Below are 23,725 nucleotides of genomic sequence, written 5' to 3'. Positions count from 1 at the left end.
GCGTGTCCGCGGCAACAAGTCGATGATCAACCGCTGAGCAGGTCCTCCAGCCAGGACGTCGCCGCCGCGGCCACCACGTCGGGGGCCCGACGCAGCGAGTGGTCGCCCGGCACCGCGTAGACCGACGCCGTCGGCACGCCGGTGAGCACCGCGGCGACCTCCTCCGGGCGGCCGAAGGCGTCGGTCCCGCCCTGCACCACGCCCACCGGCACGCCGGCGCCGGTCAGCTCGCCGGCGCGGCTGCGCTCGGGCCGGCCGGGCGGGTGCAGCGGGAACGCCAGGCACAGCACGCCGTCGGCACCGGCGCCGACGGCGGTCCGGCAGGCCACCCGCGCGCCGGCGCTGCGGCCACCGAGCACCAGCGGCCCGGCCAGCGCGCCGCCCGTGCGCAGCGCGTCCAGGACGGCGGTCCAGGCGAGGTCCAGGCGCGGCGGCGCGGGGGCGATCCGGCCGCCGGCCACCCGCCACGGCTGCTCCACCAGCAGCACCCGCCACCCGGCCGCGACGGCGGAGCCGCCGACGGCGACCAGGTCGGGCGACCCCACCCCGCCGCCGGCGCCGTGGCCGAGCACCAGCGTCCCGCGGGCGGCCGCGACCGGGCCGTCGGCGTGCACCGCGGCCGGTCCGAGCGGGGTGTCGACCAGCGCGGGGGAGCTCACAGCGCCAGCAGCGCGTCGACCGCCCCGGCCAGGTCCCCCGCGACGACGGTCGGGACGGGGAACGCCGGCGGGTACACGCGCTCTCCGCGCGGGAACCAGGCGCCGGTGAGCCCCGCGCGCTCGGCCCCGAGGACGTCCCACCCGTGCGCGGCCACCAGCGCCATCCGCCCGGGCGGCACGTCGCACACGCCGGCCGCCCACAGGTAGGCCTCCCGCGAGGGCTTCCACGCGTGCACCGTCTCGCTGGAGAGGGTCCGCTCGACCAGCGGCGCGATGCCGCCCCGCTCGAGGCCGGCCTCGGCGACGCCGGGCGAGCCGTGCGACAGCGTCACCACCCGCACCCCCGCGGCGGCCAGCCGGCGCAGTGCGGGCTCGACGTCGGGGTGCGGGACGAGCTCGAGGAAGGTGTCGGCCACCCGGGCGCGCTCGCCGGCGGAGAGGTCGGTGAGCTGCGCCAGCGCCGACTCGAAGGCGGCGCGGAAGGTCAGCCGGACGCCGGCCACGGTCGCCGCCGCGCCGGTGTGCAGGGTGCGGCCGAAGACGGTGGGCAGCAGGTGCGCCGGGCGGCCGAGCTCGACCAGTGCCGCGGCGACGGGGGAGAGGTCGAGCAGCGTCTCGTTGACGTCGAACGCGACGACCTCGGGGCGGCTCACGCGGCGGGGCGGTCGCCGGTCCCGCGGACCTCCCCGGAGCGGTCCGCGGCGGTCTGCCGGCGGCGGTGGTGGCGGATGTCCCGGACCCGCTTGTAGACCAGGTAGCCCACCGCGAGGACGAAGACCGCGACGACGGCGTAGTCGAGGTAGTGCAGGTTCGCCTCGATGAAGTCGCGGGCCAGCCAGCCGAGGGTGACCAGCACGGCGTTCCAGATGAGGCTGCCGGCCGCGGAGTAGAGGAGGAACTGCGCGAAGGGCATCCGCACGACGCCGGCGGGCACCGAGATGAAGCTGCGCACGATCGGCACCATGCGGCCGAAGAAGACCGCCGAGCGCCCGTGCCGCTCGAACCAGGCGAAGGTCTTGTCGACGTCGGCGGTCTCCACCAGCGGCAGCCGGTCGAGGAAGGCGTGCGAGCGGCGCGGGCCCAGCGCGCGGCCCACGTAGTAGAAGAAGATCGCCCCGAGGATCGAGCCGATGGTCGCGCAGCCGACGACGGCCACGAACGCCCACGGGCTGTCGATGAGCACGCCGGCCGCGCCGAGGACCGCCTCGCTGGGGATCGGGGGGATCACCGTCTCCAGCAGGATGCTGAAGCCCACGCCGATCGGGCCGAGGGAGTCCACGAGGGAGAGCAGCCACGCGGTGAGCCCGCCCTGGTCGGAGGAGGCCGCGGCGGCCAGGAAGGACATGGCTCCCACGGTACGGGCGGCTCCGGGGCGCTGCCTGCACGTCGGCCGGGCGGACGGGGCCGGTGGGGCTAGCGTGCCGACCATGCGCCAGCGACTCGCCGCCCGGGCCGTCGTCGTGGGGGACCGGCCCGGCACCGTCGTCCCGGACGCCGTCGTCGACGTCGAGGACGGGCGGATCGCGTGGACCGGCCCGGCCGCCGACGCCCCGCCGGCCGGGGACGCCGAAGTGGTGACCCTGCCCGGCCTGCTGCTGCCGGGGCTGGTCAACACCCACTCGCACGCGCCGATGGTGCTGTTCCGCGGGCAGGGTGAGGGCCTGCCGCTGGACCGCTGGCTGCGCGAGGTGATGTGGCCCCGGGAGGCGCGGCTCACGCCCGACGACGTCGAGGTCGCGATGACCGCCGCGTCGGCGGAGATGCTGCGCGGCGGGGTGACCACCAGCGTGGAGATGTACTTCTCACCCGAGCGGATCGCCGCCGCGGTCGGTGTCACCGGCGCGCGGGCGGTCATCCCGGCGCCGATGGTGCCGCTGCCGGGGATGCCGCCGCTGGAGGAGCAGATGGCCGCCGCCGTCGACCTCGCGCGCGAGGCACCCGGTGACGGCACCGTCGAGTACGGCCTGGGCCCGCACGCCGCCTACACGGTGCCGCTGCCGCTGCTGCGGCGGGCCGCGGAGCTGTGCCGCGAGCACGGGATGCTGCTGCACCTGCACGTGGCCGAGACCGCCGGCGAGGGTGCCGACCTGCTGGCCCGGCACGGGCTGTCGGTGCCGGCGCTGCTGGCCGCGCACGACGTCCTCGGCGGGCGGGTGCTCGCCGCGCACAGCGTGCACGTCGACGACGGCGACCTCGAGCTGTGGCGGGAGTACGACGTCGCCGTCGCGCACTGCCCGGCCAGCAACGCCAAGCTCGCCAGCGGCATCGCGCCGGTGCGGGCGATGCTCGACCGCGGCATCCGGGTGGGGCTGGGCACCGACGGGCCGGCGTCCAACGACGGGCTGGACCTGCTGGCCGACGTCCGGCTGGCCGCCGGGCTCGCGCGGCTGCGCGAGACGTCGGCGACCGCGCTGACCGCCGCGGAGGCGTTCTGGCTGGCCACTGGCGGCGCCGCCGACGCGATCGACCGGCCCGACCTCGGCCAGGTGGAGGCCGGGCGGCGGGCCGACCTGGTGCACCTCGACACCCGCGACCTCGGCTTCGAGCCGGTGGGCGACGCCGCCGACCTGCTCACCCACCTGGTCTGGTCCGGCGTCTCCCGGCTGGTGCGCGACGTGTGGGTCGGCGGCCGCCAGGTGGTCGCGCGTGGTGAGGTCACCACCGTCGACGCCGGTGCGCTGCGGGCCGAGGTGGCGGAGCGCGCCGCCCGACTGGCCGGCTGAGCGCGAGGGGCACGCCGGGATCAGGTGACCTGATCGTGGGACGTCCTCCCGCACGGTGGGACGTGGGGGAGGACGCACTGCGGTGGGGGAGGACGCGCCGGCCGCACCGGAGGACGCGCCGGCCGCACGCCAGGACGCCCCGCCGCACGCCAGGACGCCCCGCCGCGACCGCGGTTGACTGCGACGCATGACGGCGTCCCTGCGGGTCCTGACCCTCAACGTGCTCGGCCCGGCCAACCCGGACTGGGCCCGCCGGCGGGAGCTGATCGCCGCGACGCTGCGCCGCACCGACGCCGACGTCGTCGCGCTGCAGGAGGTGCCCGTCGCCGACGGCGCCGTCGAGGAGCTGCTCGGTCCCGGGTACTGCGTGACCCCGTTCTCCCGCACCGCCGACGACGGCGTGGGCGGCGCGCTGGCCACCCGGGCGCCGCACCGCGTGGTCGAGGAGGTCGACGGGCACTGCACGCCCCGCACGGCCGACTTCCCGTGGTGCGCCACGCTCGTCGTCGAGGCCGACACCCCGGTCGGGCGCACGCTCGTCGCCCACCACAAGCCGAGCTGGCAGTTCGGCTACGAGCACGAGCGCGAGCAGCAGGCGCTCGCCGCCGCCCGGGTGCTCGAGCTCCTGGCGGACGGCGCCGACCACGCCGTCGTCCTGGGCGACCTCGACGCGACCCCCGACGCCGCGAGCCTGCAGTTCTGGCGCGGCCGGCGGTCGCTCGACGGCACCAGCGTCTGCTACCAGGACGCCTGGGAGACCCTGCACCCGACCGATCCCGGCTGGACCTTCGACGCGCGCAACCCGCTGGTGCGGGCCGGCGAGGTGGCCACCGCCGTCAGCCGCCGCATCGACCACGTCCTCGTCCGCGCCGGCGTGCACGGCCCGACGCTGCAGGTGGTGTCCTGCGCCCGGGTGCTCGACGAGCCGGTCGGCGGGGTGTGGGCCAGCGACCACTTCGGCGTCGTCGCCGACCTCGCGCTCCCCGGCCACCCGCCCGGCTCGTGGGCTCCTCAACCGATCGGTTGACAAAGGGGGCGCGACGGCGCTAGCGTCGTCGTCAACCGAGAGGTTGAACGAGGAGGTCGGCGGTGGCGGCAGACGCGCTGTCCCGGGTGTTCGCGGCGCTGGCCGACCCGACCCGGCGCGACATCGTCGCCCGGCTCGCGGTCGGTGACGCGACGGTCGGCGAGCTGGCGGCCCCCTACGACGTGACCGTGCAGGCGGTCTCCAAGCACCTGCGGGTGCTGGAGGACGCCGGCCTGGTCAGCCGGACCCGGGAGGCCCAGCGCCGCCCGGTGCACCTCGAGGCGGAGGTGTTCGACCTGATGACGAAGTGGATCGAGCGCTACCGCCGGCAGGCCGAGGAGCGCTACCGCCGCCTCGACGACGTCCTGCGGTCCATGCCGGAGGGCGACCCACCCCAGGAGAGGAACCCGTCGTGACCACCAGCACCCGCGAGACGCAGATCGCCGCCGACCCCGACGTCCCGCTCATCCGCATCACCCGCGAGTTCGACGCCCCGCCGGACCGGGTGTTCCGGGCGCACACCGACCCGGACCTGGTCGTGCAGTGGCTGGGGCCGCGCGGGCTGGAGATGCGGATCGACCACTACGACTGCCGCACCGGCGGCTCCTACCGCTACGTGCACAGCGACGGGAACGGCGAGTACGCCTTCCGCGGCTGCTTCCACGAGGTGCGCCCCGACGAGCTCATCGTGCAGACGTTCACCTTCGAGGGCGCGCCCGACGGTGTCGCGCTGGAGAAGCTCGTGCTCACCGACCTCGGCGACGGCCGCACCCGCCTCACGTCCACCTCGCTGTGCGACTCCTTCGCCGACCGCGACGCGATGCTCGCCAGCGGCATGGAGGTCGGCGTCGTGCAGGGCTACGAGCGACTCGACGAGGTGCTGGGTCGCTGATCAGGCGCGCAGCGAGATCGTCTCCCCGCGCAGGACGGTCCGCAGCTCCCCCGGCGCCCGCCGCTGGGCGACCTCCCGCACGAAGTCGCCCAGCGGCGAGGCGAACCGGTCGTAGTCGTCGTAGTGCACCGGCACGGTCACCGGCGGCCGCAGCAGCTCCACCAGGTCGGCGCCCTGCCGGCCGTCCATGGTCACCGTGACGCCGAGCGCCTTCGTGCCACCCAGGTGCGGGATGACGACGTCGAGCGGGCCGCAGCGCTGCAGCACCTCGCCCAGCCAGGGCCGGAACAGCGTGTCCCCGGTGATGTAGCCGCGCCAGGTCACCTCGCCGTCGCGCAGCAGCTCCAGCACGCTGCCCATGACCGGCGGGAGCACCCGCGCCAGCGGGCCCGGGCCGTGCACGCCCGGCACCGAGGTGATCCGCAGCGTCTCCTCGCCGCGGCCGACCTCGTGCACCTGCCAGGGCCGCAGGTCCGCGGTCGCCGAGAAGCCGCGGGAGGACAGCGTGCGGGCCGCGGCCGGCGTGGTGACGATCGGCGTGGCCCGGTCGACGGTGGCGTAGGCGATCCGGTCCCAGTGGTCGCCGTGCAGGTGGGAGAGCAGGACGGCGTCGAGGTCGGGCAGGTCCTCGGGCAGGATCGCGGGGTCGGTCAGCCGCTTGGCGAACAGGCCCTTGCCGAGGTACACCCGCTGCCCCCGCCGGATGAAGTTCGGGTCGGTGAGCAGGGTGAACCCGCCCAGCCGCAGCAGCGTCGTCGCGTTGCCGCCGAAGGTCAACGTGACGTCGGAGGTGCGCTCGTCGGTGAGGTCGGCGCTGCGGTCGGCGCTGCCCGGGTCGGCCGTCATGCGGCGGTGCTACCCCCGGGCGCGGGTGCGTGCACGTCCGCGGAAGTGCACGGAGGGGGAGGGGGGGCGGCTGGTAGACAGGGGCGGTGGTGCAGCCCCGCGACGTCGACGAGTCGTTCCTCGCCCTGCCCCTGTCCGCACTGACGGAGGCCGCGCTGACCCGCGCGGTCGACCTCGGCTGCGAGCACGCCGACCTGCGGGTCGAGCGGATCCGCACGCAGGCGATCACCCTGCGCGACGCCCGCCTCGAGGCGCTGGCCACCGGTGAGGACCTCGGCCTGGCCGTCCGCGTGGTCCACGAGGGCACCTGGGGCTTCGCCGCCGGCGTGGTGCTCACCGCGGCCGAGGCGGTGCGGCTGGCCGAGCAGGCGGTCGCCGTCGCGAGGGTGTCCGCGGCGCTGGCCACCGACCGGGTGGAGCTCGCCCCCGAGCCGGTGCACCAGGGCGCGTGGGTGTCGGCCTACGACGTCGACCCCTTCGACGTCCCCGACGCGGAGAAGACGGCGCTGCTCACCGAGTGGTCGGAGCGGCTGCTGGCCGCCGACGGCGTCGAGCACGTGCAGTCGCGGTGCATGCACGTCAAGGAGCAGAAGTACTACGCCGACACCTCCGGCACCCGCACCCGCCAGCAGCGGGTGCGCATCTCCCCGGAGTTCACCGCGCTCACCGTCGACCGGACGACGGGCGCCTTCGAGAGCATGCGCACCCTCGCGCCGCCGGTGGGCCGCGGCTGGGAGTACCTCACCGGCGGGCACTGGGACTGGGACGGCGAGCTCGCGCAGCTCCCCGAGCTGCTGCGCGAGAAGACCAAGGCGCCGTCGGTCGAGCCGGGCCGCTACGACCTCGTCGTCGACCCGTCCAACCTGTGGCTGACCATCCACGAGTCGGTCGGGCACGCCACCGAGCTCGACCGGGCGCTGGGCTACGAGGCGGCCTACGCCGGGACGTCGTTCGCCACCGTCGACGGGCTGGGCAGCCTGCGCTACGGCTCGGAGCTCATGCAGGTCACCGGCGACCGCACCGTCGAGCACGGCCTGTCGACCGTCGGCTGGGACGACGAGGGCGTCGAGGCCCAGCGGTGGGACATCGTCCGCGACGGCGTGCTGGTCGGCTACCAGGTCGACCGCAACACCGCGCGCCTGGGCGGCATGGCGCGCTCCAACGGCTGCGCGTTCGCCGACTCGCCGCACCACGTGCCGGTGCAGCGGATGGCCAACGTCTCGCTGCAGCCGGTGGCCGGCGGCCCCGACCTCGACGGGCTCGTCGGCGGCGTCGAGCGCGGCATCTACGTCGTCGGCGACAAGAGCTGGTCGATCGACATGCAGCGCTACAACTTCCAGTTCACCGGCCAGCGCTTCTACCGCATCGAGGGCGGGCGGCTGGCCGGGCAGCTGCGCGACGTCGCCTACCAGGCCACCACGACGGACTTCTGGGGCTCGATGCGCGCCGTCGGCGGGCCCGACACCTACCGCCTCGGCGGGGCGTTCAACTGCGGCAAGGCCCAGCCCGGGCAGGTCGCGCCGGTGAGCCACGGCTGCCCGGCGGCGCTCTTCGAGGGCGTCACGATCCTCAACACGGTCCAGGAGGGCGGGCGATGAGCCAGCTGACCGCGCAGCAGCTGGTCGAGAAGGCGCTGGCCGCCTCGACCGCCGACGGCTGCGTCGTCCACGTCGTCGAGAGCACCGAGGCCAACCTGCGGTGGGCGTCGAACAGCCTGACGACGAACGGGGCGATGCGCTCGCGCCAGGTCGTCGTCGTCTCGTTCGTCGACGGCGGGTCCGGAACGGCCGCCGGCACCGTGGCGCGCACCGGCACGCCCGACGTCGCCGAGCTGGTGGCCGCCAGCGAGCAGGCCGCCCGGGACGCCGGGCCCGCCGAGGACGCCGTGCCGCTGGTCGACCAGGCGCCGCCGGGCGGCGGGGACTGGGACGCCGACCCCGCCGAGACCTCGATCGAGGTGTTCGCCGAGTTCGCGCCGGCGCTGGGCGAGGCGTTCGGCGCCGCCCGCGGCCGCGGCGAGCTGCTGTTCGGCTACGCGGAGCACGCCATGACCACGACCTACCTCGGCACCTCGACCGGGCTGCGGCTGCGCCACGACCAGCCCACCGGCCGCGTCGAGCTCAACGGCAAGAGCACCGACTACTCCCGCTCGGTGTGGGCCGGCGTGGGCACCCGCGACTTCCGCGACGTCTCGGTGGCCGACCTCGCCGCCGACGTCGAGCGCAGGCTCGGCTGGGCGCAGCGGCGTGTCGACCTGCCCGCCGGGCGCTACGAGACGCTGCTGCCGCCGTCGGCGGTGAGCGACCTGATGCTCTACGCCTACTGGACGATGGAGGCCCGCGACGCCGACGAGGGGCGCAACGTGTTCGCCCGCGCCGGCGGCGGCAACCGCATCGGCGACCGGCTCGCCGCGCTGCCGCTGACCCTGCGCAGCGACCCCGCCGCACCGGGCCTGGAGGCCGCGCCGTTCCAGGTGGTGAGCACCTCGTCGGGGTCGGCCAGCGTGTTCGACAACGGCATGGCGACGCCGGCGGTCGACTGGATCCGGGACGGCGTGCTCACCAACCTGGTGCGGCCGCGGGCGTGGGCGCTGAAGACCACCGCACCGGCCGTGGCCGCCGTCGACAACCTGGTCCTCGAGGACGCCGGCGCGACCGCCACGCAGGACGGGATGGTGGCCGCCACCGACCGCGGGCTGCTGCTGACCACCCTCTGGTACATCCGCGAGGTCGACCCGCAGACGCTGCTGCTGACCGGTCTCACCCGCGACGGCGTCTTCCTCGTCGAGGGCGGCGAGGTGACCGGCGCGGTGAACAACTTCCGGTGGAACGAGTCCCCGGTGGACCTGCTGGCGCGGATCACCGAGGTCGGCCGCACCGAGCGGACCCTGCCGCGCGAGTGGAACGACTGGTTCACCCGCGCCGCGATGCCGCCGGTGCGGGTGCCGGACTTCAACATGAGCTCGGTGTCGCCCGCCAGCTGAGCGCTGCTTCGCCGGGCCGGGGCCGCCCACGGGCGCGGCTTGCCGGCGTTCCTCGTGCGTTGCCGGTGCTGCAGCGCCCGCACTGCGCGAGGAACCCCGGCAACGCGCTCAGGAAGGGGCCCGGCGGTCAGGCGTCGGGGACGGCGAGGTGGCGGGGGGCGGCCACCCGCAGCCGGTCCCGGACCCCCTCGCGGACGGCGTCGACCACCGCGTCCCAGCGGTCGTCGAGCGTGCCGTCGGCGACCGCCTCCGACAGCCCGGCGTCGTCGGTCAGGCCCAGGCCCGCCAGCCGGGCCCGCCGGCGCGCCCGGGCGCCGTCGCCGAGCAGCAGCTCGCGGCGCACGGTGGCGACGACGTTGGCCGCCACCTGCGCGTGGAAGGACGTCCGCCCGCCGGTGGCCGCCCGCACCTCGCCGGCCAGGAAGTCCCCGACGGCGGCGGCGAGCTCGGCCGCGGTGGGCCGGCCGAAGAGCAGCTCGTCGTCGCCCGCCGGGTCCTCGGGCGCGGTCGCGTCCGGGGTGTCGAGGCCGAGGGCGAGCAGGACGTCGAACTCCTGCTCGGCGGCGCGCCGACCGATCGCGGCCAGCTCCACCGACGGCTCGGCGCCCGACAGGTGGCGTTCGGTCATCGCCCGGGTCATCAGGCCCCACTGGACGGTGCCGTGGAGCTCCCACCAGTGCAGCTCCGCCGCCGTCGGCCGCCACCCGGCGACCGCGGCGTAGCCGTCGAGCAGCTCCCCGCGGGTGCCGACCCCGGCGGCGGGCAGCCGGGACCCGAAGCGCCAGACCTTCGCGCAGCACCAGCCGAGGTCCTCCAGCGGGTCGCCGCGGTGCACCAGCTCCCAGTCCAGGACGGCGCGCAGCCCGTCGGGACCCACCACGAGGTTGCCCAGCCGGAAGTCGCCGTGCACGAGCACCGGCCCGTGCGCCGGCGGGCGGTGCTCGCGCAGCCACCGCAGGCCCAGGGCCAGCCCGGGCGGGGGCGGCCCGCCGGTGAGGTAGGCCGCCGTCAGCCGCTCCAGCGGGTCGCCGACCGCCGGGACCGCGGTCAGCCCGTCGAGCGAGGCGGCGTGCAGCCGGGCGAGGACGGCGCCGAGCTCGCGGGCCAGCCCCGCCCGCGCCGTCGCGTAGGTCTCGTCGCGCAGCAGGCGGCGCGGGATCGTCTCGCCGTCCACGCGGCCCATCAGCAGGTACTCCGCCGGCAGGCCCTCCTCCCCGCCGCCGACGTCGACCAGCTCGGGCACCGGCACCCCCGCCCGGGCGGCCGCGGCGATCGCCTCGGCCTCCACCGCCAGCGGGGCGCCGCCGGTGCCGACGCCGCCGCGCAGCACCAGGCCCCGGCGCCCTGTGGAGTCCACCGCGGTGAGCGCCCACGTCTCGCGGTTGGCCCCGCCGGTGAGCCGGGTCAGGTCCTCGACGGTCACCGGCCGGCCGGTGAGCCGGGTCAGCCGCCGGGCGAGCGCGCTCGCCGGCACCCCGGTCACCGCAGGAAGCCGAACAGCTGCCCGGCCACCCGCCGCATCTGGATCTCCTCGCTGCCCTCGGTGATCCGGTAGCGGCGGTGGTGGCGGTAGATGTGCTCGAAGGGCAGGTGGCGGGAGTAGCCCATGCCGCCGTGCACCTGCATCGCGCGGTCGGCGGCGTCGCAGACCAGCCGGTTGCCGCGGTAGTTGCACATCGACACGCGGTGGCCGATGGTCACCGCCGGCTCGCCGCGGGCGGTCAGCTCGTCGAGGTCGGCGGCGGTGGCGCGGATGAGCGTGCGGACCAGCTCGGCCTCGGTGTGCAGCTCGACCAGCGGCCACTGGATCGCCTGCCGCTCGGCCAGCGGCCTGCCGAAGGTGTGCCGCTGACGGGCGTGGGCGACCGAGCGGTCGATGCAGAACTGCGCGGCGCCCACGCCGGACGCGGCCTGGCGGATGCGGTTCTCGTGCACGAAGGTCTGCGCGACCGCGAGCCCCTCACCCTCGGCGCCGAGCACCGCGGACCCGGGTACCCGGACGCCGTCGAGCACCACCTCGCCGTGGTCGGTGGGCATGTTGAGCGTCCACCAGAACTGCGGGACGGACAGGCCCGGGGCGTCGGCGGGCACCAGCAGGGCGCTGATCCCGCGGGCCTCGCCCGGGCGGCCCGAGGTGCGGGCGAAGACCAGCAGGTCGGTGCCGGTGTGCACACCGGTGATCCAGCGCTTGCGGCCCGTGATCACCCAGTCGCCGCCGGCGCGCTCCGCGCGGGTCTCCATCCACGTGGCGTCGCTGCCGTGGTCGGGCTCGGTGAGCGCGAAGGGCATCCGGCGCTCGCCGGTGACCAGCGCCTCGACGAGCTCCTCGCGCTGCTCGGCGGTGCCGAACAGGTGCACCAGGTGCGGCACCACGAGGTTGCCGACGACGCTGTGCTCGTTCTGCAGGTCGTTGTGCAGGCCCAATCCGCGGTGGGCGAGGTGCTCGCGGACCACGGCCATGTCCACGTTGCTGCCGTCCCGCCCGCCCAGCTCGGCGGGCAGCGAGTACCGCAGCCACCCGGCGGCGTCGGCGCGGCGGCGCACCTCGGCCAGCAGCTCCTCCCAATCCGCCCGCGGCACCCCGCCGGCCTCGACGTCGGTGCGGGCGAACTCGCGGCGGTGGTCGAAGAAGCGGACGTTGTCGTCCTGCTCCTCGAGCGGGTCGACCTCCGCCGCGACGAAGGCGTCGAGGTCGGCGAGCAGGGCGGTCAGCCGGGCGGGCAGCGCGGATCCGGCGACCTCGCCGCGGGACGCGGACGGCGCGGCAGGCCGGTCGTGCGGGGCCATGCGACCTCCTGTCCGGCGGCGGTGCCGGTGGCCCCGACCCTGGCAGCGGCACTACCCGGGGTCAACGTCGCCCGCCGGCGGCCCGCGGTACCAGGGAGCGCGGCGTGCCGGTGTTCCTCGTGCGTTGCCGGTGCTGCAGCGCCGTCACTGCGCGAGGAACCCCGGCAGTCCACGGTGCCCGGACGGCGCCCGCCCGTAGGGTGACGCCGGTTCCGGTCGAGGAGGCGGTGGGCCGTGCGCGTCGGCATGCGGATCCGGTACGACGGCGGCTTCCGGCAGGTCGCCGAGGAGATCGGCGAGCTCGAGCGCGCCGGGCTGCAGCTGGTCTCGGTCGCCGAGGCCTACAGCTTCGACGCGGTCAGCCAGCTCGGGTACCTCGCCGCGGTCACCGAGCGGATGGAGCTGACCAGCGGCATCCTGCAGGCCTTCACCCGGACCCCGACGCTGACGGCGATGACCGCCGCCGGCCTCGACATGGTCTCCGGCGGCCGGTTCACCCTGGGGCTGGGCGCCAGCGGCCCGCAGGTGGTGGAGGGCTTCCACGGCGTCCGCTACGACGCGCCGCTGGCCCGCCAGCGGGAGATCGTGGAGATCTGCCGGATGGTGTGGCGGCGCGAGCGGGTCGTCTACGACGGGCAGCACTACACGCTCCCACTGCCGCCGGACCAGGGCACCGGCCTGGGCAAGCCGCTCAAGCTGATCTCCACCCCGGTCCGCGAGCGCATCCCGGTCACCATCGCCGCGATCGGGCCGAGGAACGTGGAGCTGACCGCCGAGATCGCCGAGGGCTGGGAGCCGATCTTCTTCGTCCCCGAGCGGGCCGCCGAGACCTGGGGCGACGCGCTCGCCGCCGGCGCGGCCCGGCGGGACCCGGCGCTGGGCCCGCTCGACGTGCGCGTCGGCGTCCCGTGCGCCATCGGGGAGGACCTCGGCGAGCTGCGCGAGCGGTCCCGGGCCGACCTCGCGCTCTACATCGGCGGCATGGGCGCCCGCGGCCGCAACTTCTACAACGAGCTCGCCGTCCGCTACGGGCACGCCGAGGCCGCCGCCACCGTGCAGGACCTCTACCTCGCCGGCCGCCGGGAGGAGGCCGCCGCGGCGGTCCCGGCCGAGCTGGTGGAGGCGACGTCGCTGGTCGGCCCGAGGAGCTGGGTGGCCGAGCGGCTGGCCGCGCTCCGCGACGCCGGCGTCACCACGCTGGTGGCCTCCCTGGTGCAGCCCGAGCGGGCCGGCCGGCTGCGCACGGTCGAGCAGCTGCGGGAGCTGGCGCAGGACCTGTGACCGGCGGCCGCCGCCGGGCCGTCGGCTAGCGTCCGGCCCGGGTGCTCCGCCGGGGAGCACGGCGAGGAGGCGTCCTGTGACCGAGGCGAACGGGGCCGGCGTGCCCGAGGGCCTGACCGTGGCGGTGCTGGGCGGCACCGGCCCGCAGGGGCGCGGCCTGGCCCGGCGGTTCGCCGCCGCCGGCGTGCGGGTGGTGCTGGGGAGCCGGGACGCCGGGCGCGCCTCCGCCACCGCCGCCGACCTCGCCGGGGCCACGGGGGGCGACGTCGTGGGCGCGGACAACCACGGTGCGGCCCGGGCCGGCGACGTCGTCGTCGTGGCGGTGCCCTGGGAGGGGCACGGCCACCTGCTGGCCGGCCTGCGCGAGGAGCTCGCGGGCAAGGTCGTGGTCGACTGCGTCAATCCGCTCGGCTTCGACAAGCAGGGCTGCTTCGCCCTCCCGGTCGAGGAGGGCTCGGCCGCCCAGCAGGCCGCGGCGCTGCTGCCCGACAGCCGCGTCGTCGCCGCCTTCCACCACGTGAGCGCCGTCCTGCTGGAGGACCCGGAGGTGACCGACGTCGGCACCGACGTCCTGGTGCTCGGCGACGACCGCGAGGCCACCGACCTGGTGCAGGCGCTGGCCGGACTGGTGCCGGGCATGCGCGGGGTCTACGCCGGCCGGCTGCGCAACGCGCGCCAGGTGGAGGCGTTGACCGCCAACCTGATCAGCGTCAACCGGCGGTACAAGGCGCACGCGGGGCTGCGGGTCACCGACGTGTGAGGCGCTGCCCCACGCGTGGGGCAGCTGTGACGCAAGGCGTCGAAACGCCGTGTCATACCGCAGGGGTGATGCCCTCAAACCCGGTTCGCGGATTACTTTTCCGCGCAACCGCAGCAGCCTCCGGACGTGGGGGCGTCGAGGGGAGCACTCCATGACCCGCACGCAGAAGCCCTCCGTCTTCCAGGTGGGCCAGATCTGGGACGACGGCCGGACGGTCGTCGTCTCCGGGTGGGGCATCGGCCTGTGCGCGTCCGGGTGCGCCTGCCACCGCTCACCGTCGGGCGGGCACCTGTCGATCGACGAGGACCAGGCCGGCGGGACGCTGGGCCTGCGCTGCTTCCGCGAGGACGGCTGCGACTGCTGCGAGCCGTGGACCGCCGACGAGCTGTCGGCCGTCCTGCGCGACCTGCAGCGCGTGGCCGGTCTGGACGCCCAGGAGCCCCTGGCCGGCTGAGGACGGACCCCTCTGCGCCCCACCGCTCGCACGCTCGCGGCGGGACCCTGCGGAGGGGCCGTTCCAGCACGTCACCACGCCAGGTTCGGGGAGCCCCAACCCGCGGGTAGGGGACGACCGTGCTGGGACGAGCGGCGGCGTGCGGTGCCCTGGCCGGTCTGGCCGGCACCGCGGCGATGACCCTGGCCACGAAGGCCGAGCAGCAGGTGACCGGGCGGCCGGACTCCTACGTGCCCGGGCGCACGCTCACCGCGCTGGCCACCCGGCGCCGCCCGCCCGGCTCGGAGCGCCCGTTCGTCCGCAACCACCTCATGCACTGGGGGACCGGCGCCGCCGTCGGCGCGCTGCGCGGCATCTGGTCGGCCAGCGGGCTGCGCGGCTGGCGCGCCTCGGCCTGGCACACCTCCGTCCGGCTGGCCACCGACCAGACCCTGGAGAACGCCACCGGCGTCGGTGACCCGCCGTGGACGTGGGACCGCCGCGACCGGGTCGTCGACGTCGCCGGCAAGGCCATCTACTCCTTCGTCACCGGAGCCGTCTCCGACGCGCTCGTGCCGATGGCGCCCGACCGGCGGCGCAGCACCGCCTCCTGACAGCACCGCCCCCTGACAGGACCGGTCGCCCGCCGCGGCCCCTGGGGTGGGTGGGACGAACGGGGCCGGTGAGGTCCCGCCCGTCCCGATCACCGCGCGCCCTGCACACGCTCCGCTGATGACCTCCCTACGGTCCGTGTCGACCACAGCGGGCCGCCCGGGACGGCGGCAGGGGGAGGCCGATCGTGCAGCGCAACCGGACGACGGGACGCCGCTGGACGGGCGCGGTCCTCGCCGCCACCGGCCTGGTGGCCCTCGTGCTGGTCCCCGGGTCGGCCGCGGCCGCGCCCTCGACCGCCGAGGAGGCCGCGCAGCTGGTCGAGGAGGCCGGCCGGCGGCTCACCGCGCTCGACGAGCAGGTGCACCAGGCCGAGCTGGCCGTCGCGGCCCAGCAGCAGGCCGCCACCGACGCCGACCGCACCGCCGACGACGCCGAGGCCACCCTGGCGACCTACGAGCCGGCAATCCGCGCCATCGCCCAGAGCGGCTACACCGGCACCACCCGGTCCCGCGTGGCCGCGTTCCTCGGCAGCGACTCCGCCGACGACCTCATCGCGCAGATGACCATGATCGACCTCATCGCCGACCACACCGACGGCGTCCTCACCGAGGTCGCCGCCGCGCAGGCCCGTGCCGCCGAGACCCGTGCCACGGCCGACGCGGCCGCCGCCGAGGCCACCACGGCGCTGCGGACGCTGGAGGAGCAGCAGGCGCAGGTGCAGGCGGAGGTCGACCGCTACGAGGCCGACTTCGAGCGGCTGACGGCTGCCGAGCAGGCGCGGGTCACCACGGCGCTGGCCGGCCCGGTCCTCGCCGCACCGCCGGCCGCCGTCGCCGCGGCCGGCGCCCCCGGCCCCGCCGCCGCCACCGCCGTCGAGACCGCCCTGGCCCAGCTCGGCGACCCCTACGTGTGGGGCTCCTCCGGTCCCGACGGGTTCGACTGCTCGGGGCTGACCCAGTACGCCTACGCCGCCGCCGGGATCTCGCTGCCGCACTCGAGCAAGGCGCAGTCGACGATGGGCACGCCGGTCTCGCGCGCCGAGCTGCTGCCCGGCGACATCGTGTACTTCTACTCGCCGGTCAGCCACGTCGGCATCTACATCGGCGACGGCCGCATGGTGCACGCCCGCACGTTCGGGCAGCCCGTCGCGGTGACCAGCGTCGACCAGGCCGGGTACCGCGGCGCCGTCCGCGTCGCCTGAGTCACGCGTGGGGCCGGCGGCCCTCGGCGAGCACCTGCACCAGCGCGGCGATCCGCTTCGCCCGGGTGGCCGGGGTCGCGGCGGTCTGCACCCGGTACAGGACGGCGTAGCGGTTCTGCCGGTCGAGCGCGTCGAAGGCCGCGCGCGCGGCGGGCGAGGCGTCCAGCGCGGCGGTGAGGTCGTCGGGCACGGTGGCGGTGGCCGGGCCGGCGTAGGCGCGGTCCCAGCGGCCGTCGGCCTGCGCCGCCGCCACCTGCGCCAGGCCCGCCGGGCGCATCCGCCCGGCCGCGGTGAGCTCGACGACGGCGGCCACGTTCTTCTGTGACCACACGCTGCGCGGCCGGCGCGGGGTGACGCGGATGAGGTACCACTGCTCGTCGAAGCGGTTGGAGCGGCCGTCGATCCAGCCGAAGCACAGCACGGACTCGACCAGCTCGGCGTAGGTCAGCGACGGCACCCCGGCGCCCTTCTTGGCCAGCTTGACGTACAGGCCGGGCGCGGAGGCGTGCTCGGCCTCCAGCCACGCCTCGAAGGCGGCCTGGTCGGGGAAGGCGAGCACCGGCAGGTCGGTCGGCACGGTCACGGCCGCCGATCCTGGCCGCCGTCCCGGGTGCCGTCCAGGGGCCGGTTGTGCTGGGGTGGGGCCGTGGCGGACAACTACATCGCAGAACTGGGGTTCGGGGCGCCGGCCATCGACGACGAGGCGTTCGTCGCGCCGACGGCGGTGGTGGTCGGCGCGGTCACGATGGGACCGCACTCGAGCATCTGGTACGGCGCGGTCGCGCGCGCCGACCACGAGGTGATCGAGATCGGCGAGGGCTCCAACGTCCAGGACGGCAGCACGCTGCACTCCGACCCCGGTTTCCCGCTGGTCATCGGCCGCGGCGTGACCGTGGGCCACCGGGTGGTGCTGCACGGCGCGCGCATCGACGACGACGTCCTGATCGGCATGGGCAGCGTCGTCATGAACGGTGCGCACGTCGGCGCGGGCTCGATCGTGGCCGCCGGCGCCGTCGTCACCCAGGGCACCGAGGTGCCCGCCGGCTCCCTGGTGGCCGGTGTCCCGGCGACGGTGCGCCGGCAGGTCACCGACGACGACCTGACCCACATCCGGCTCAACGCGCAGAGCTACACCGAGCGGCTGCCCGCGGCGCGCAGGGTGCGCCCGGTGGTGCGCCGCCCGCTGCCCCCGGCCGGCCACATCCCGGGCGACGCCGCCGACTGAGGAAGGACCCCCTCGCGCCCCACCGCTCGCAGGCTCGCGGCGGGACCCTGCGAGGGGGCCGTTCCATCCGCTCGCGAGGGGCCGTTCCCTCACGTCACCAGGCGGACGACGGCGGCGCGGATCTCGTCGAGGGACAGCGCCAGCGTCGCGTCACCGGCGCCCAGCTCGACGCGCAGCACGCCCGGGTCGCCGGTGGACGCCGCCGAGGGCCAGGTCCACAGCCCGCCCTCGGCGAGCTCCCGCGCGGCGGCGCCGAACGCCTCCGGCGTGGTCTCCAGCAGCAGGTGCAGCATCGGCGTCTGCGGCGGGTCGGGGACGACGCGCACGCCGGGCAGGTCGCGCACGCAGGCGGCCACCTCGCGCGCCCGCTCCAGGTAGCGCGGCATCAGCGGCAGCCGCTGCCGCAGGCACGTCAGCGCCGACGCCGCGCCCGGCCACAGCCCGAACAGCGTCCCGCCCATGCGGTGCCGCCACTCTTGCACCTCGGCGACGACGTCGGCCGGCCCCGCCAGGCAGCACCCGGCGAGCGCGCCGAGGCCCTTGTAGAAGCTGACGTAGACGGTGTCGAAGGGGGCGGCGACGTCGGCCGGCGGCAGGTCGTAGCCGGCCGTGGCCTCCCACAGCCGGGCGCCGTCGAGGTGGGCCACGGAGTGCACGTCGTGCGCCCACGCCGTCTGCTCGACGACGTCGTCCCACGGCGGCAGCTGCCCGCCGAGGTCGCGCTGGGGCAGCTCCACCACCAGCGCGGCCGGCGACTCGGCGACGGCGTCGAGGTCGGCGCGCAGCAGCAGCCGGTGCCGGTCGCCGACCGGGCGCGGCACCAGCCCGTGCAGCCGCTCGAGTGCGCCGCCCTCGTGCTGGAACAGGTGGCAGTGGGGGTGGGCGACGACGGTGCGCCGCAGCGTGCGCCCGGCGTGCACCCGCAGCACGGCCTGCTGGGCCATCGTGCCGCTGGGCAGGTACACCGCCGCGGGCTTGCCCAGCAGGCCGGCCACCTCGGCCTCCAGCTCCGCGACGACGCCGCCGGCGCCGTAGCGGTCCACCGCGGTGTCGGCCGGGATCGTCGCCAGCAGCGCGCCGGCGCGCACCGGCCCGTGCCCGGACAGGGCGCGGTCGCAGGACGGGCGGAGGGCCTCGAGGTCGCTCACCCGCGCCAGTCTGCCCGGCCAGCTCTGCGCGAGATCGGCGGTCTCGTGGCGATCGGCCGCTGATGACCACGAGACCGCCGATCTCGCCGAGGAGGGGAGGGCCTCAGCCGCCCAGCAGCTCGCGCACCAGCGCGCCGACGGCGTCGGCCTCGATGAGGAACCCGTCGTGCCCGTACGGCGAGGAGATCACCCGCAGCGGCACCCCCAGCCCGTCGGCCACCCGCTGCTGCAGGTCCAGCGGGTAGAGCCGGTCGCTGTCCACCCCGGCGACGACGGCGCGCGCGGTCACCCGGGCCAGCGCCGCCTCCACCCCGCCCCGGCCGCGGCCGACGTCCCAGGTGTTCATCGCCTCGGTGAGCACCAGGTAGCTGCCGGCGTCGAAGCGGCGGGTGAGCTTGTCGGCGTGGTGCTCCAGGTAGGAGGCGACGGCGAACCGGCCGTCGTCCTGCACGGTCGCGCCGAAGCGCTCCTCGAGCTCCAGCGCGCTGCGGTAGGTCAGGTGCGCGATCCGCCGGGCGACGCCGAGCCCGGCGGACGGGTCGGCGCGGATGGCGGCCTGCTGGGTGGTCTGCGTGCCGAGCTGGTCGGCGGTGACCGCGGCGCCCGAGGCGAGGAAGAACAGCCCGGCCACCCGGTCGGGCAGTGCCACCGCCCACTCCAGCGCCCGCATGCCGCCCATCGACCCGCCGACGACGGCCGCCCACCGGCGCACCCCCAGCGCGTCGGCCAGCGCCGCCTCGACCAGGACCTGGTCGCCGACCGTCACCTCGGGGAACCGCGACCCCCACGGGGAGCCGTCGGGCGCCGTCGACGACGGTCCGGTGGTCCCCTGGCACCCGCCGAGCACGTTGGCGCAGACGACGAAGAGCCGGTCGGTGTCCAGCGGCGCGCCCGGCCCGACCAGCGACGCCCACCAGCCGGGTGTCGGGTGGCCGGGCCCGGCGGGGCCGGTGACGTGGCTGTCGCCGGTGAGCGCGTGCTCGACCAGCACCGCGTTGCCGCCGTCGGGGGCGAGCGTCCCCCACGTCTCGTAGGCGACCCGGACGCCGGGCAGCACCCCACCGCGCTCGAGGCGGACCGGTCCGTCCAGGTCGAGGAACAGCCGGTCCCCGGCGGGGTCGCCGTCGCGCCACCCGCCGGTGCGCGGCGGGGTGCGGGACCCGGGGAGGTCCCGCACCCCCGTCACGTCAGGCTCCCTTGGCGGCGCGGAACCCGGCCTCGAGGTCGGCCAGGACGTCCTCGATCCCCTCCAGGCCGGCGGCCAGCCGCACCAGGCCCGGGGTGACGCCGGCGGTCAGCTGCTCGTCGGCGGTCAGCTGCGAGTGGGTCGTGGACGCCGGGTGGATGACCAGGCTGCGCACGTCGCCGATGTTGGCCACGTGGCTGTGCAGCTCCAGCCCCTCGACGAACCGCTTCCCGGCCTCGATGCCGCCGCGGATCTCGAAGGCCAGCACCGCGCCGGCGCCCTTGGGGGCGTAGCGCTGCTGGGCGGCGTGCCACGGCGAGGACGGCAGGCCGGCGTAGTGCACCGCCTCCACCTCGTCGTGCGCCTCGAGGAACTCGGCCACCCGTTGGGCGTTGGCCACGTGCCGCTCCATGCGCAGCGACAGCGTCTCGATGCCCTGCACCACCAGCCAGGCGTTGAACGGGCTGATCGCCGGTCCGAGGTCGCGCAGCAGTTGCACCCGCGCCTTGAGCGCGTAGGCCGGCGCGCCGAGGTCGGCGTAGACGACGCCGTGGTAGGTGGGGTCCGGCGTGGTGAACCCGGGGAACTTCCCGGACGTCCAGTCGAACCCGCCGCCGTCGACGATGACGCCGGCGATCGCGGTGCCGTGCCCGCCGAGGTACTTGGTGGCCGAGTGCACGACGACGTCGGCACCGTGCTCGAGCGGGCGCACCAGGTACGGCGTGGCGATGGTGTTGTCGACGATCAGCGGCACGCCGTTGCGGTGCGCCACCTCGGCCACGGCGGCGATGTCCAGGACGTCGCCCTTCGGGTTGCCGATGGACTCGCCGTAGAACGCCTTGGTGTTCTCGCGGACCAGCGCCTGCCAGTTCTGCGGGTCGTCGGGCTCCTCGACGAAGGACACCTCGACGCCGAGCTTGGGCAGCGAGTGGTGCAGCAGGTTGTACGTGCCGCCGTAGAGCGAGGCGGAGGCGACGACGTGGCTGCCGGCCTCGGCGACGTTGAGCAGCGCGAGGGTCTCCGCGGCCTGGCCGCTGGCCACCGCGAGCGCCGCGACCCCGCCCTCGAGGGAGGCGACGCGCTGCTCGAGCGCGTCCTGCGTGGGGTTCATGATCCGCGTGTAGATGTTGCCCAGCTCCGCCAGCGCGAACAGGTCCGCGGCGTGCTGGGTGTCGCGGAACTGGTAGCTGGTGGTGGCGTAGATGGGCAGCGCCCGGGCCCCGGTGGTGGGGTCGGGGCTGGTCCCGGCGTGGATCTGCCGGGTCTCGAAGCTCCAGCTCTTCGGGTCGGTCACGCGCCGTCTCCTCTCGTCCCGGAGGACCTGCGGCGCACAGGTGCTCCGTCCTTGCCGGGCGGCGGGCGCCGCACGGCCGGCTCTTCCCCTGGGAGCACCTCAGACGGAGGAAGAGGTTGCCGGGCAGCCAGCCAGGTGCTTCGCGCTGCCTCTCGTGAGCCTGGTCCGACGATAGCCGAGGTCAGCGACTCCCGGTCCCGGGGTACGGGCGGGCCAGGGCCGCGCGGGCGTCCTCGTCGAGGCGGCGCACCAGCTCGGCGGCGGGGACGGCCTCGACGAGGGGGTGGGCCTGCCCGGCCCACAGGTTGTAGCCGCCGTCGTCGCCGGCCCGCCGGGCGGCGGCGCGCAGCGGCGCGGTCAGGTGGTGCACCTCGGGGTAGGCCGCCGGCGCGGCGGCGGAGTGCTCGGTGAGGAACCGGTTGACCAGCCCGCGGGCGCGCCGGCCGCTGAAGGCCCGGGTGAGCGCCGTCCGCCCGTGCGTGGTCAGCGCCGCGCGGTGCTCCGGGGTGGTCCCCGCCTCGGGGCAGCAGAGGAACGCGGTCCCCAGCTGCGCGGCCTCGGCGCCGGCGACGAGCACCGCGGCGACGGCGGCGCCGTCGGGGATGCCGCCGGCGGCGACCAGCGGCAGGTCCACGGCCCGGGCGACCAGCCGCAGCAGCGGCAGCAGCCCGTACTCGCCCTCGCCGTCGCGGTCGGCGAAGCTCCCGCGGTGCCCGCCGGCCTCGACGCCCTGCACGACCAGCGCGTCGGCGCCGACGTCGCGGGCGGCGACCGCCTCCTCCGGGGTGGTGACGGTCACGAGCACGGTGGCCCCGGCGTCGTGCAGCGCGGCGACCGCGTCGGCGGGGGGCAGGCCGAAGGTGGAGGAGACCACCGGCACCCGCTCCTCGGCGAGCAGGGCGACCTTGTCCTCCCAGGCGTCGTCGTCGGCTCGGGGCTCGCCCAGCCCGACGCCCCAGCGGCGGGCCTCGGCGTCGAGCTCGCGGGCGTAGCGGCCCACGGCGCCGGCGTCACCGGGCGGGCCGGGCACGAACACGTTGACGGCGAACCGCTGCTGGGTCATCGCGCGGACGGCGTGGATCTCCTCGCGCACCGCCGCCGGCGTGCGGTAGCCGGCGGCCAGGCAGCCCAGCCCGCCCGCCTCGGACACGGCCGCGGCCAGGGCCGGGGTCGACGGCCCGCCGGCCATCGGGGCCTGCACGATCGGGCGGCGCAGCTCCAGGACCATGCCGGCCATCCTCCGCCCCGGCAGGGCCGGCCGGGCGCGGGTCAGCCCGGCGGGGAGACGGTCGTCGGCTCGGTGGCGGGGGCCGTCGGGGCCCGCGTGGTGGTCGGGACCGGCGGCTCCGACGGCGTCTCCCCGGGGGTGGTGGCCGGCGGCGTGGTCGGCGACGGGGCCGTGGTCGGCCCGGTCGTCGGCGGCTCGGTCGGCGGCGTCGTCGGGACGTCGGTCGTCGCGGGGGCCTCCGGAGCCGGCGGGGCGGTGGTGGCCGGCGGTGCGGGGGGCGGCGTGGTCACGGTCGTGGTGCCGGCCGGCGCGGTGCCGGCCGGGTCCGGGCGCACGTAGAGGTAGAGCAGCCCCAGGCCGAGGAACAGCACGACCAGGACCACCGTGGAGGTGCGGGCCCGCCCGATGTGTCCGGGCGTGCGGCGCAGCGCGGACAGGCCGAAGCGGCCGCGGCCGGCCGGGTCGCCGCCGGGGTGGGGCTCGGCGGCGGGCTCCGGACCGGGGGAGCGCGGGGCGCCGGGGACGGTCACGGCTTGGCCGCCGGCGCGGGTCGGGTCGCGACGGCCGGCTCGGGACTCGGGGCGAGGGTGAGCCCCGCCGCGGCGAAGGCCAGCACGATCCGCTCGCGCAGGTCGCGGCCCACCTCGAACTGCCGCCCGGGCAGCGTCCGGGCCACCACCCGCACGTTGACCTGGTCGAGGTCGATGCTCTCCACGCCCATGACGCTGGGCTCGTCGAGGAGCAGCCGGCGCAGCTCGGCGTCGGCGAACGCGTCCCGGCCGACGTCGTGGAGGATCTCGTTGACCCGGGTGACGTCGGCGCTGGTGGGCACCGGGACGTCGACCACCGCCCGCGCCCAGTCGCGGGAGAGGTTGGTGACCTTGACGATCTGCCCGTTGGGCACGGTCACCACCTCGCCGTCGGCCGAGCGCAGCCGGGTCACCCGCAGCGTGACGTCCTCGACGGTGCCCGCGGCCGGGTCGCCCCCGCCGGTGACGGCGATGGAGACGACGTCGCCGAAGCCGTACTGCCGCTCGGTGATGAGGAAGAACCCGGCGAGGACGTCGCCGACGATGCGCTGCGCGCCGAAGCCCAGCCCGACGCCGAGCACGGTGGCCGGCGCGACCAGCCCGGTGATCGGGACGCCGAGGCGGTCGAGCACGTAGAACGCCGCCACGGTGTAGACCAGCACGATCAGCGCCCACGTGATCACCTGGGTGAGCGAGTGCCGGTGCTTGGCGGCCTCCGAGCGCACCAGCACGTCGCCGCCGGTGGCGCGCGCGTCGATGCGGTCGGTGATCCGGGTGCCCACCCAGGTGGTGAAGCGGGCGACCAGCACCGAGCCCAGGATGATCAGCACGATCTCCAGGCCGCGGCCGGCGAGCCAGTCGAGCAGGTCGGTCAGCGGGCCCATGGCAGGTCAGGTCCTCCGTCCGT

General features: G+C 76.3%; 25 protein-coding genes and 1 riboswitch. Of the genes, 12 read left to right on the top strand and 13 right to left on the bottom strand.

The window, feature by feature from the left end:
* Positions 1-26: 26 nt before the first annotated feature.
* The 3 genes from ACI780_RS16170 to ACI780_RS16160 are packed head-to-tail and all read right to left on the bottom strand — an operon-like array spanning position 27 to position 2,004.
* A complete protein-coding gene (locus ACI780_RS16170; protein WP_457004182.1) occupies positions 27-659 on the bottom strand; it encodes an alpha/beta hydrolase family protein in 633 nt (210 codons plus the stop codon).
* A complete protein-coding gene (locus tag ACI780_RS16165; protein ID WP_457004180.1) occupies positions 656-1,312 on the bottom strand; it encodes an HAD family hydrolase in 657 nt (218 codons plus the stop codon). The genes ACI780_RS16170 and ACI780_RS16165 overlap by 4 nt, the downstream gene beginning before the upstream one ends.
* Complete coding sequence (locus ACI780_RS16160; RefSeq protein ID WP_456869869.1) at positions 1,309-2,004, bottom strand: DedA family protein; 696 nt, start codon at positions 2,002-2,004, stop codon at positions 1,309-1,311. The genes ACI780_RS16165 and ACI780_RS16160 overlap by 4 nt, the downstream gene beginning before the upstream one ends.
* An 82-nt stretch (positions 2,005-2,086) precedes the next feature.
* Here ACI780_RS16160 and ACI780_RS16155 point away from each other — a divergent pair, with 82 nt between their 5' ends.
* The 4 genes from ACI780_RS16155 to ACI780_RS16140 all read left to right on the top strand — a co-directional run bounded on the left by ACI780_RS16155 (position 2,087) and on the right by ACI780_RS16140 (position 5,301).
* Positions 2,087-3,382, top strand: coding sequence for an amidohydrolase family protein (locus tag ACI780_RS16155; protein ID WP_457004178.1), 1,296 nt, complete (start codon positions 2,087-2,089; stop codon positions 3,380-3,382).
* Positions 3,383-3,569: 187 nt separating this feature from the next.
* Positions 3,570-4,409 carry an endonuclease/exonuclease/phosphatase family protein gene (locus ACI780_RS16150; protein ID WP_457004176.1) on the top strand — a complete coding sequence of 280 codons (840 nt, stop codon included), beginning with the start codon at positions 3,570-3,572 and terminating at the stop codon, positions 4,407-4,409.
* Positions 4,410-4,471: 62 nt separating this feature from the next.
* Positions 4,472-4,825 (top strand): metalloregulator ArsR/SmtB family transcription factor, encoded by a 354-nt coding sequence (locus ACI780_RS16145; protein ID WP_456869872.1) that lies wholly within the window; start codon positions 4,472-4,474, stop codon positions 4,823-4,825.
* The gene (locus ACI780_RS16140) at positions 4,822-5,301 is read left to right on the top strand and encodes an SRPBCC family protein (protein WP_456869873.1); all 480 of its coding nucleotides are present in this window, start codon (positions 4,822-4,824) and stop codon (positions 5,299-5,301) included. Before ACI780_RS16145 ends, ACI780_RS16140 begins: the two co-directional genes overlap by 4 nt.
* Here ACI780_RS16140 and ACI780_RS16135 read toward each other — a convergent pair whose 3' ends face one another.
* Positions 5,302-6,147 (bottom strand): MBL fold metallo-hydrolase, encoded by an 846-nt coding sequence (locus tag ACI780_RS16135; RefSeq protein WP_457004173.1) that lies wholly within the window; start codon positions 6,145-6,147, stop codon positions 5,302-5,304.
* 86 nt (positions 6,148-6,233) lie between these two features.
* Between ACI780_RS16135 and ACI780_RS16130 the strand changes: the two genes are divergently transcribed.
* The gene (locus ACI780_RS16130) at positions 6,234-7,745 is read left to right on the top strand and encodes a TldD/PmbA family protein (RefSeq protein WP_457004171.1); all 1,512 of its coding nucleotides are present in this window, start codon (positions 6,234-6,236) and stop codon (positions 7,743-7,745) included.
* A complete protein-coding gene (locus ACI780_RS16125; protein ID WP_457004169.1) occupies positions 7,742-9,130 on the top strand; it encodes a metallopeptidase TldD-related protein in 1,389 nt (462 codons plus the stop codon). The genes ACI780_RS16130 and ACI780_RS16125 overlap by 4 nt, the downstream gene beginning before the upstream one ends.
* Before the next feature lie 127 nt (positions 9,131-9,257).
* Here ACI780_RS16125 and ACI780_RS16120 read toward each other — a convergent pair whose 3' ends face one another.
* Positions 9,258-10,613, bottom strand: a complete 1,356-nt coding sequence (locus ACI780_RS16120) for a phosphotransferase family protein (protein ID WP_457004167.1) — start codon at positions 10,611-10,613, stop codon at positions 9,258-9,260.
* A complete protein-coding gene (locus ACI780_RS16115; RefSeq protein WP_457004165.1) occupies positions 10,610-11,917 on the bottom strand; it encodes an acyl-CoA dehydrogenase family protein in 1,308 nt (435 codons plus the stop codon). Before ACI780_RS16115 ends, ACI780_RS16120 begins: the two co-directional genes overlap by 4 nt.
* A gap of 234 nt (positions 11,918-12,151) precedes the next feature.
* Between ACI780_RS16115 and ACI780_RS16110 the strand changes: the two genes are divergently transcribed.
* From ACI780_RS16110 to ACI780_RS16090, 5 genes are all read left to right on the top strand, one after another.
* A complete protein-coding gene (locus ACI780_RS16110; protein ID WP_457004163.1) occupies positions 12,152-13,198 on the top strand; it encodes an LLM class F420-dependent oxidoreductase in 1,047 nt (348 codons plus the stop codon).
* A gap of 76 nt (positions 13,199-13,274) precedes the next feature.
* On the top strand, positions 13,275-13,958 hold the full coding sequence (gene npdG, locus ACI780_RS16105) for an NADPH-dependent F420 reductase (RefSeq protein ID WP_456869880.1): 684 nt from the start codon (positions 13,275-13,277) through the stop codon (positions 13,956-13,958).
* A 151-nt stretch (positions 13,959-14,109) separates the two neighbouring features.
* Positions 14,110-14,412: a hypothetical protein gene (locus ACI780_RS16100; protein ID WP_456869881.1), complete on the top strand. Its 303-nt coding sequence runs from the start codon at positions 14,110-14,112 to the stop codon at positions 14,410-14,412.
* A gap of 119 nt (positions 14,413-14,531) precedes the next feature.
* A complete protein-coding gene (locus ACI780_RS16095) occupies positions 14,532-15,005 on the top strand; it encodes a hypothetical protein (RefSeq protein ID WP_457004160.1) in 474 nt (157 codons plus the stop codon).
* A 185-nt stretch (positions 15,006-15,190) separates the two neighbouring features.
* Positions 15,191-16,207 (top strand): C40 family peptidase, encoded by a 1,017-nt coding sequence (locus ACI780_RS16090; protein ID WP_457004158.1) that lies wholly within the window; start codon positions 15,191-15,193, stop codon positions 16,205-16,207.
* Position 16,208: 1 nt separating this feature from the next.
* On the opposite strand, the gene ACI780_RS16085 is transcribed toward ACI780_RS16090, so the two are convergent.
* Positions 16,209-16,790 carry a YdeI/OmpD-associated family protein gene (locus ACI780_RS16085; RefSeq protein WP_457004156.1) on the bottom strand — a complete coding sequence of 194 codons (582 nt, stop codon included), beginning with the start codon at positions 16,788-16,790 and terminating at the stop codon, positions 16,209-16,211.
* A gap of 63 nt (positions 16,791-16,853) precedes the next feature.
* Between ACI780_RS16085 and ACI780_RS16080 the strand changes: the two genes are divergently transcribed.
* Positions 16,854-17,432 carry a gamma carbonic anhydrase family protein gene (locus ACI780_RS16080; RefSeq protein WP_457004154.1) on the top strand — a complete coding sequence of 193 codons (579 nt, stop codon included), beginning with the start codon at positions 16,854-16,856 and terminating at the stop codon, positions 17,430-17,432.
* An 89-nt stretch (positions 17,433-17,521) separates the two neighbouring features.
* On the opposite strand, the gene ACI780_RS16075 is transcribed toward ACI780_RS16080, so the two are convergent.
* The 6 genes from ACI780_RS16075 to ACI780_RS16050 all read right to left on the bottom strand — a co-directional run bounded on the left by ACI780_RS16075 (position 17,522) and on the right by ACI780_RS16050 (position 23,702).
* Positions 17,522-18,580, bottom strand: a complete 1,059-nt coding sequence (locus ACI780_RS16075; protein WP_457004152.1) for a threonine aldolase family protein — start codon at positions 18,578-18,580, stop codon at positions 17,522-17,524.
* Positions 18,581-18,683: 103 nt separating this feature from the next.
* Complete coding sequence (metX, locus tag ACI780_RS16070; protein ID WP_457004150.1) at positions 18,684-19,766, bottom strand: homoserine O-acetyltransferase MetX; 1,083 nt, start codon at positions 19,764-19,766, stop codon at positions 18,684-18,686.
* A 1-nt stretch (position 19,767) separates the two neighbouring features.
* Positions 19,768-21,060, bottom strand: a complete 1,293-nt coding sequence (locus ACI780_RS16065; protein ID WP_456869888.1) for a bifunctional o-acetylhomoserine/o-acetylserine sulfhydrylase — start codon at positions 21,058-21,060, stop codon at positions 19,768-19,770.
* Between the two features lie 42 nt (positions 21,061-21,102).
* A riboswitch (SAM riboswitch) is annotated at positions 21,103-21,220 on the bottom strand.
* A gap of 21 nt (positions 21,221-21,241) precedes the next feature.
* Positions 21,242-22,288, bottom strand: a complete 1,047-nt coding sequence (locus tag ACI780_RS16060; RefSeq protein ID WP_457004148.1) for an NAD(P)H-dependent flavin oxidoreductase — start codon at positions 22,286-22,288, stop codon at positions 21,242-21,244.
* 41 nt (positions 22,289-22,329) lie between these two features.
* Positions 22,330-22,818 carry a hypothetical protein gene (locus ACI780_RS16055; protein ID WP_457004146.1) on the bottom strand — a complete coding sequence of 163 codons (489 nt, stop codon included), beginning with the start codon at positions 22,816-22,818 and terminating at the stop codon, positions 22,330-22,332.
* A complete protein-coding gene (locus tag ACI780_RS16050) occupies positions 22,815-23,702 on the bottom strand; it encodes a mechanosensitive ion channel family protein (RefSeq protein ID WP_456869891.1) in 888 nt (295 codons plus the stop codon). Before ACI780_RS16050 ends, ACI780_RS16055 begins: the two co-directional genes overlap by 4 nt.
* Positions 23,703-23,725: the final 23 nt, after the last annotated feature.

This window comes from Geodermatophilus sp. SYSU D00814, from assembly GCF_054050055.1.
This window is presented reverse-complemented; position numbering and strand designations above follow the sequence as displayed.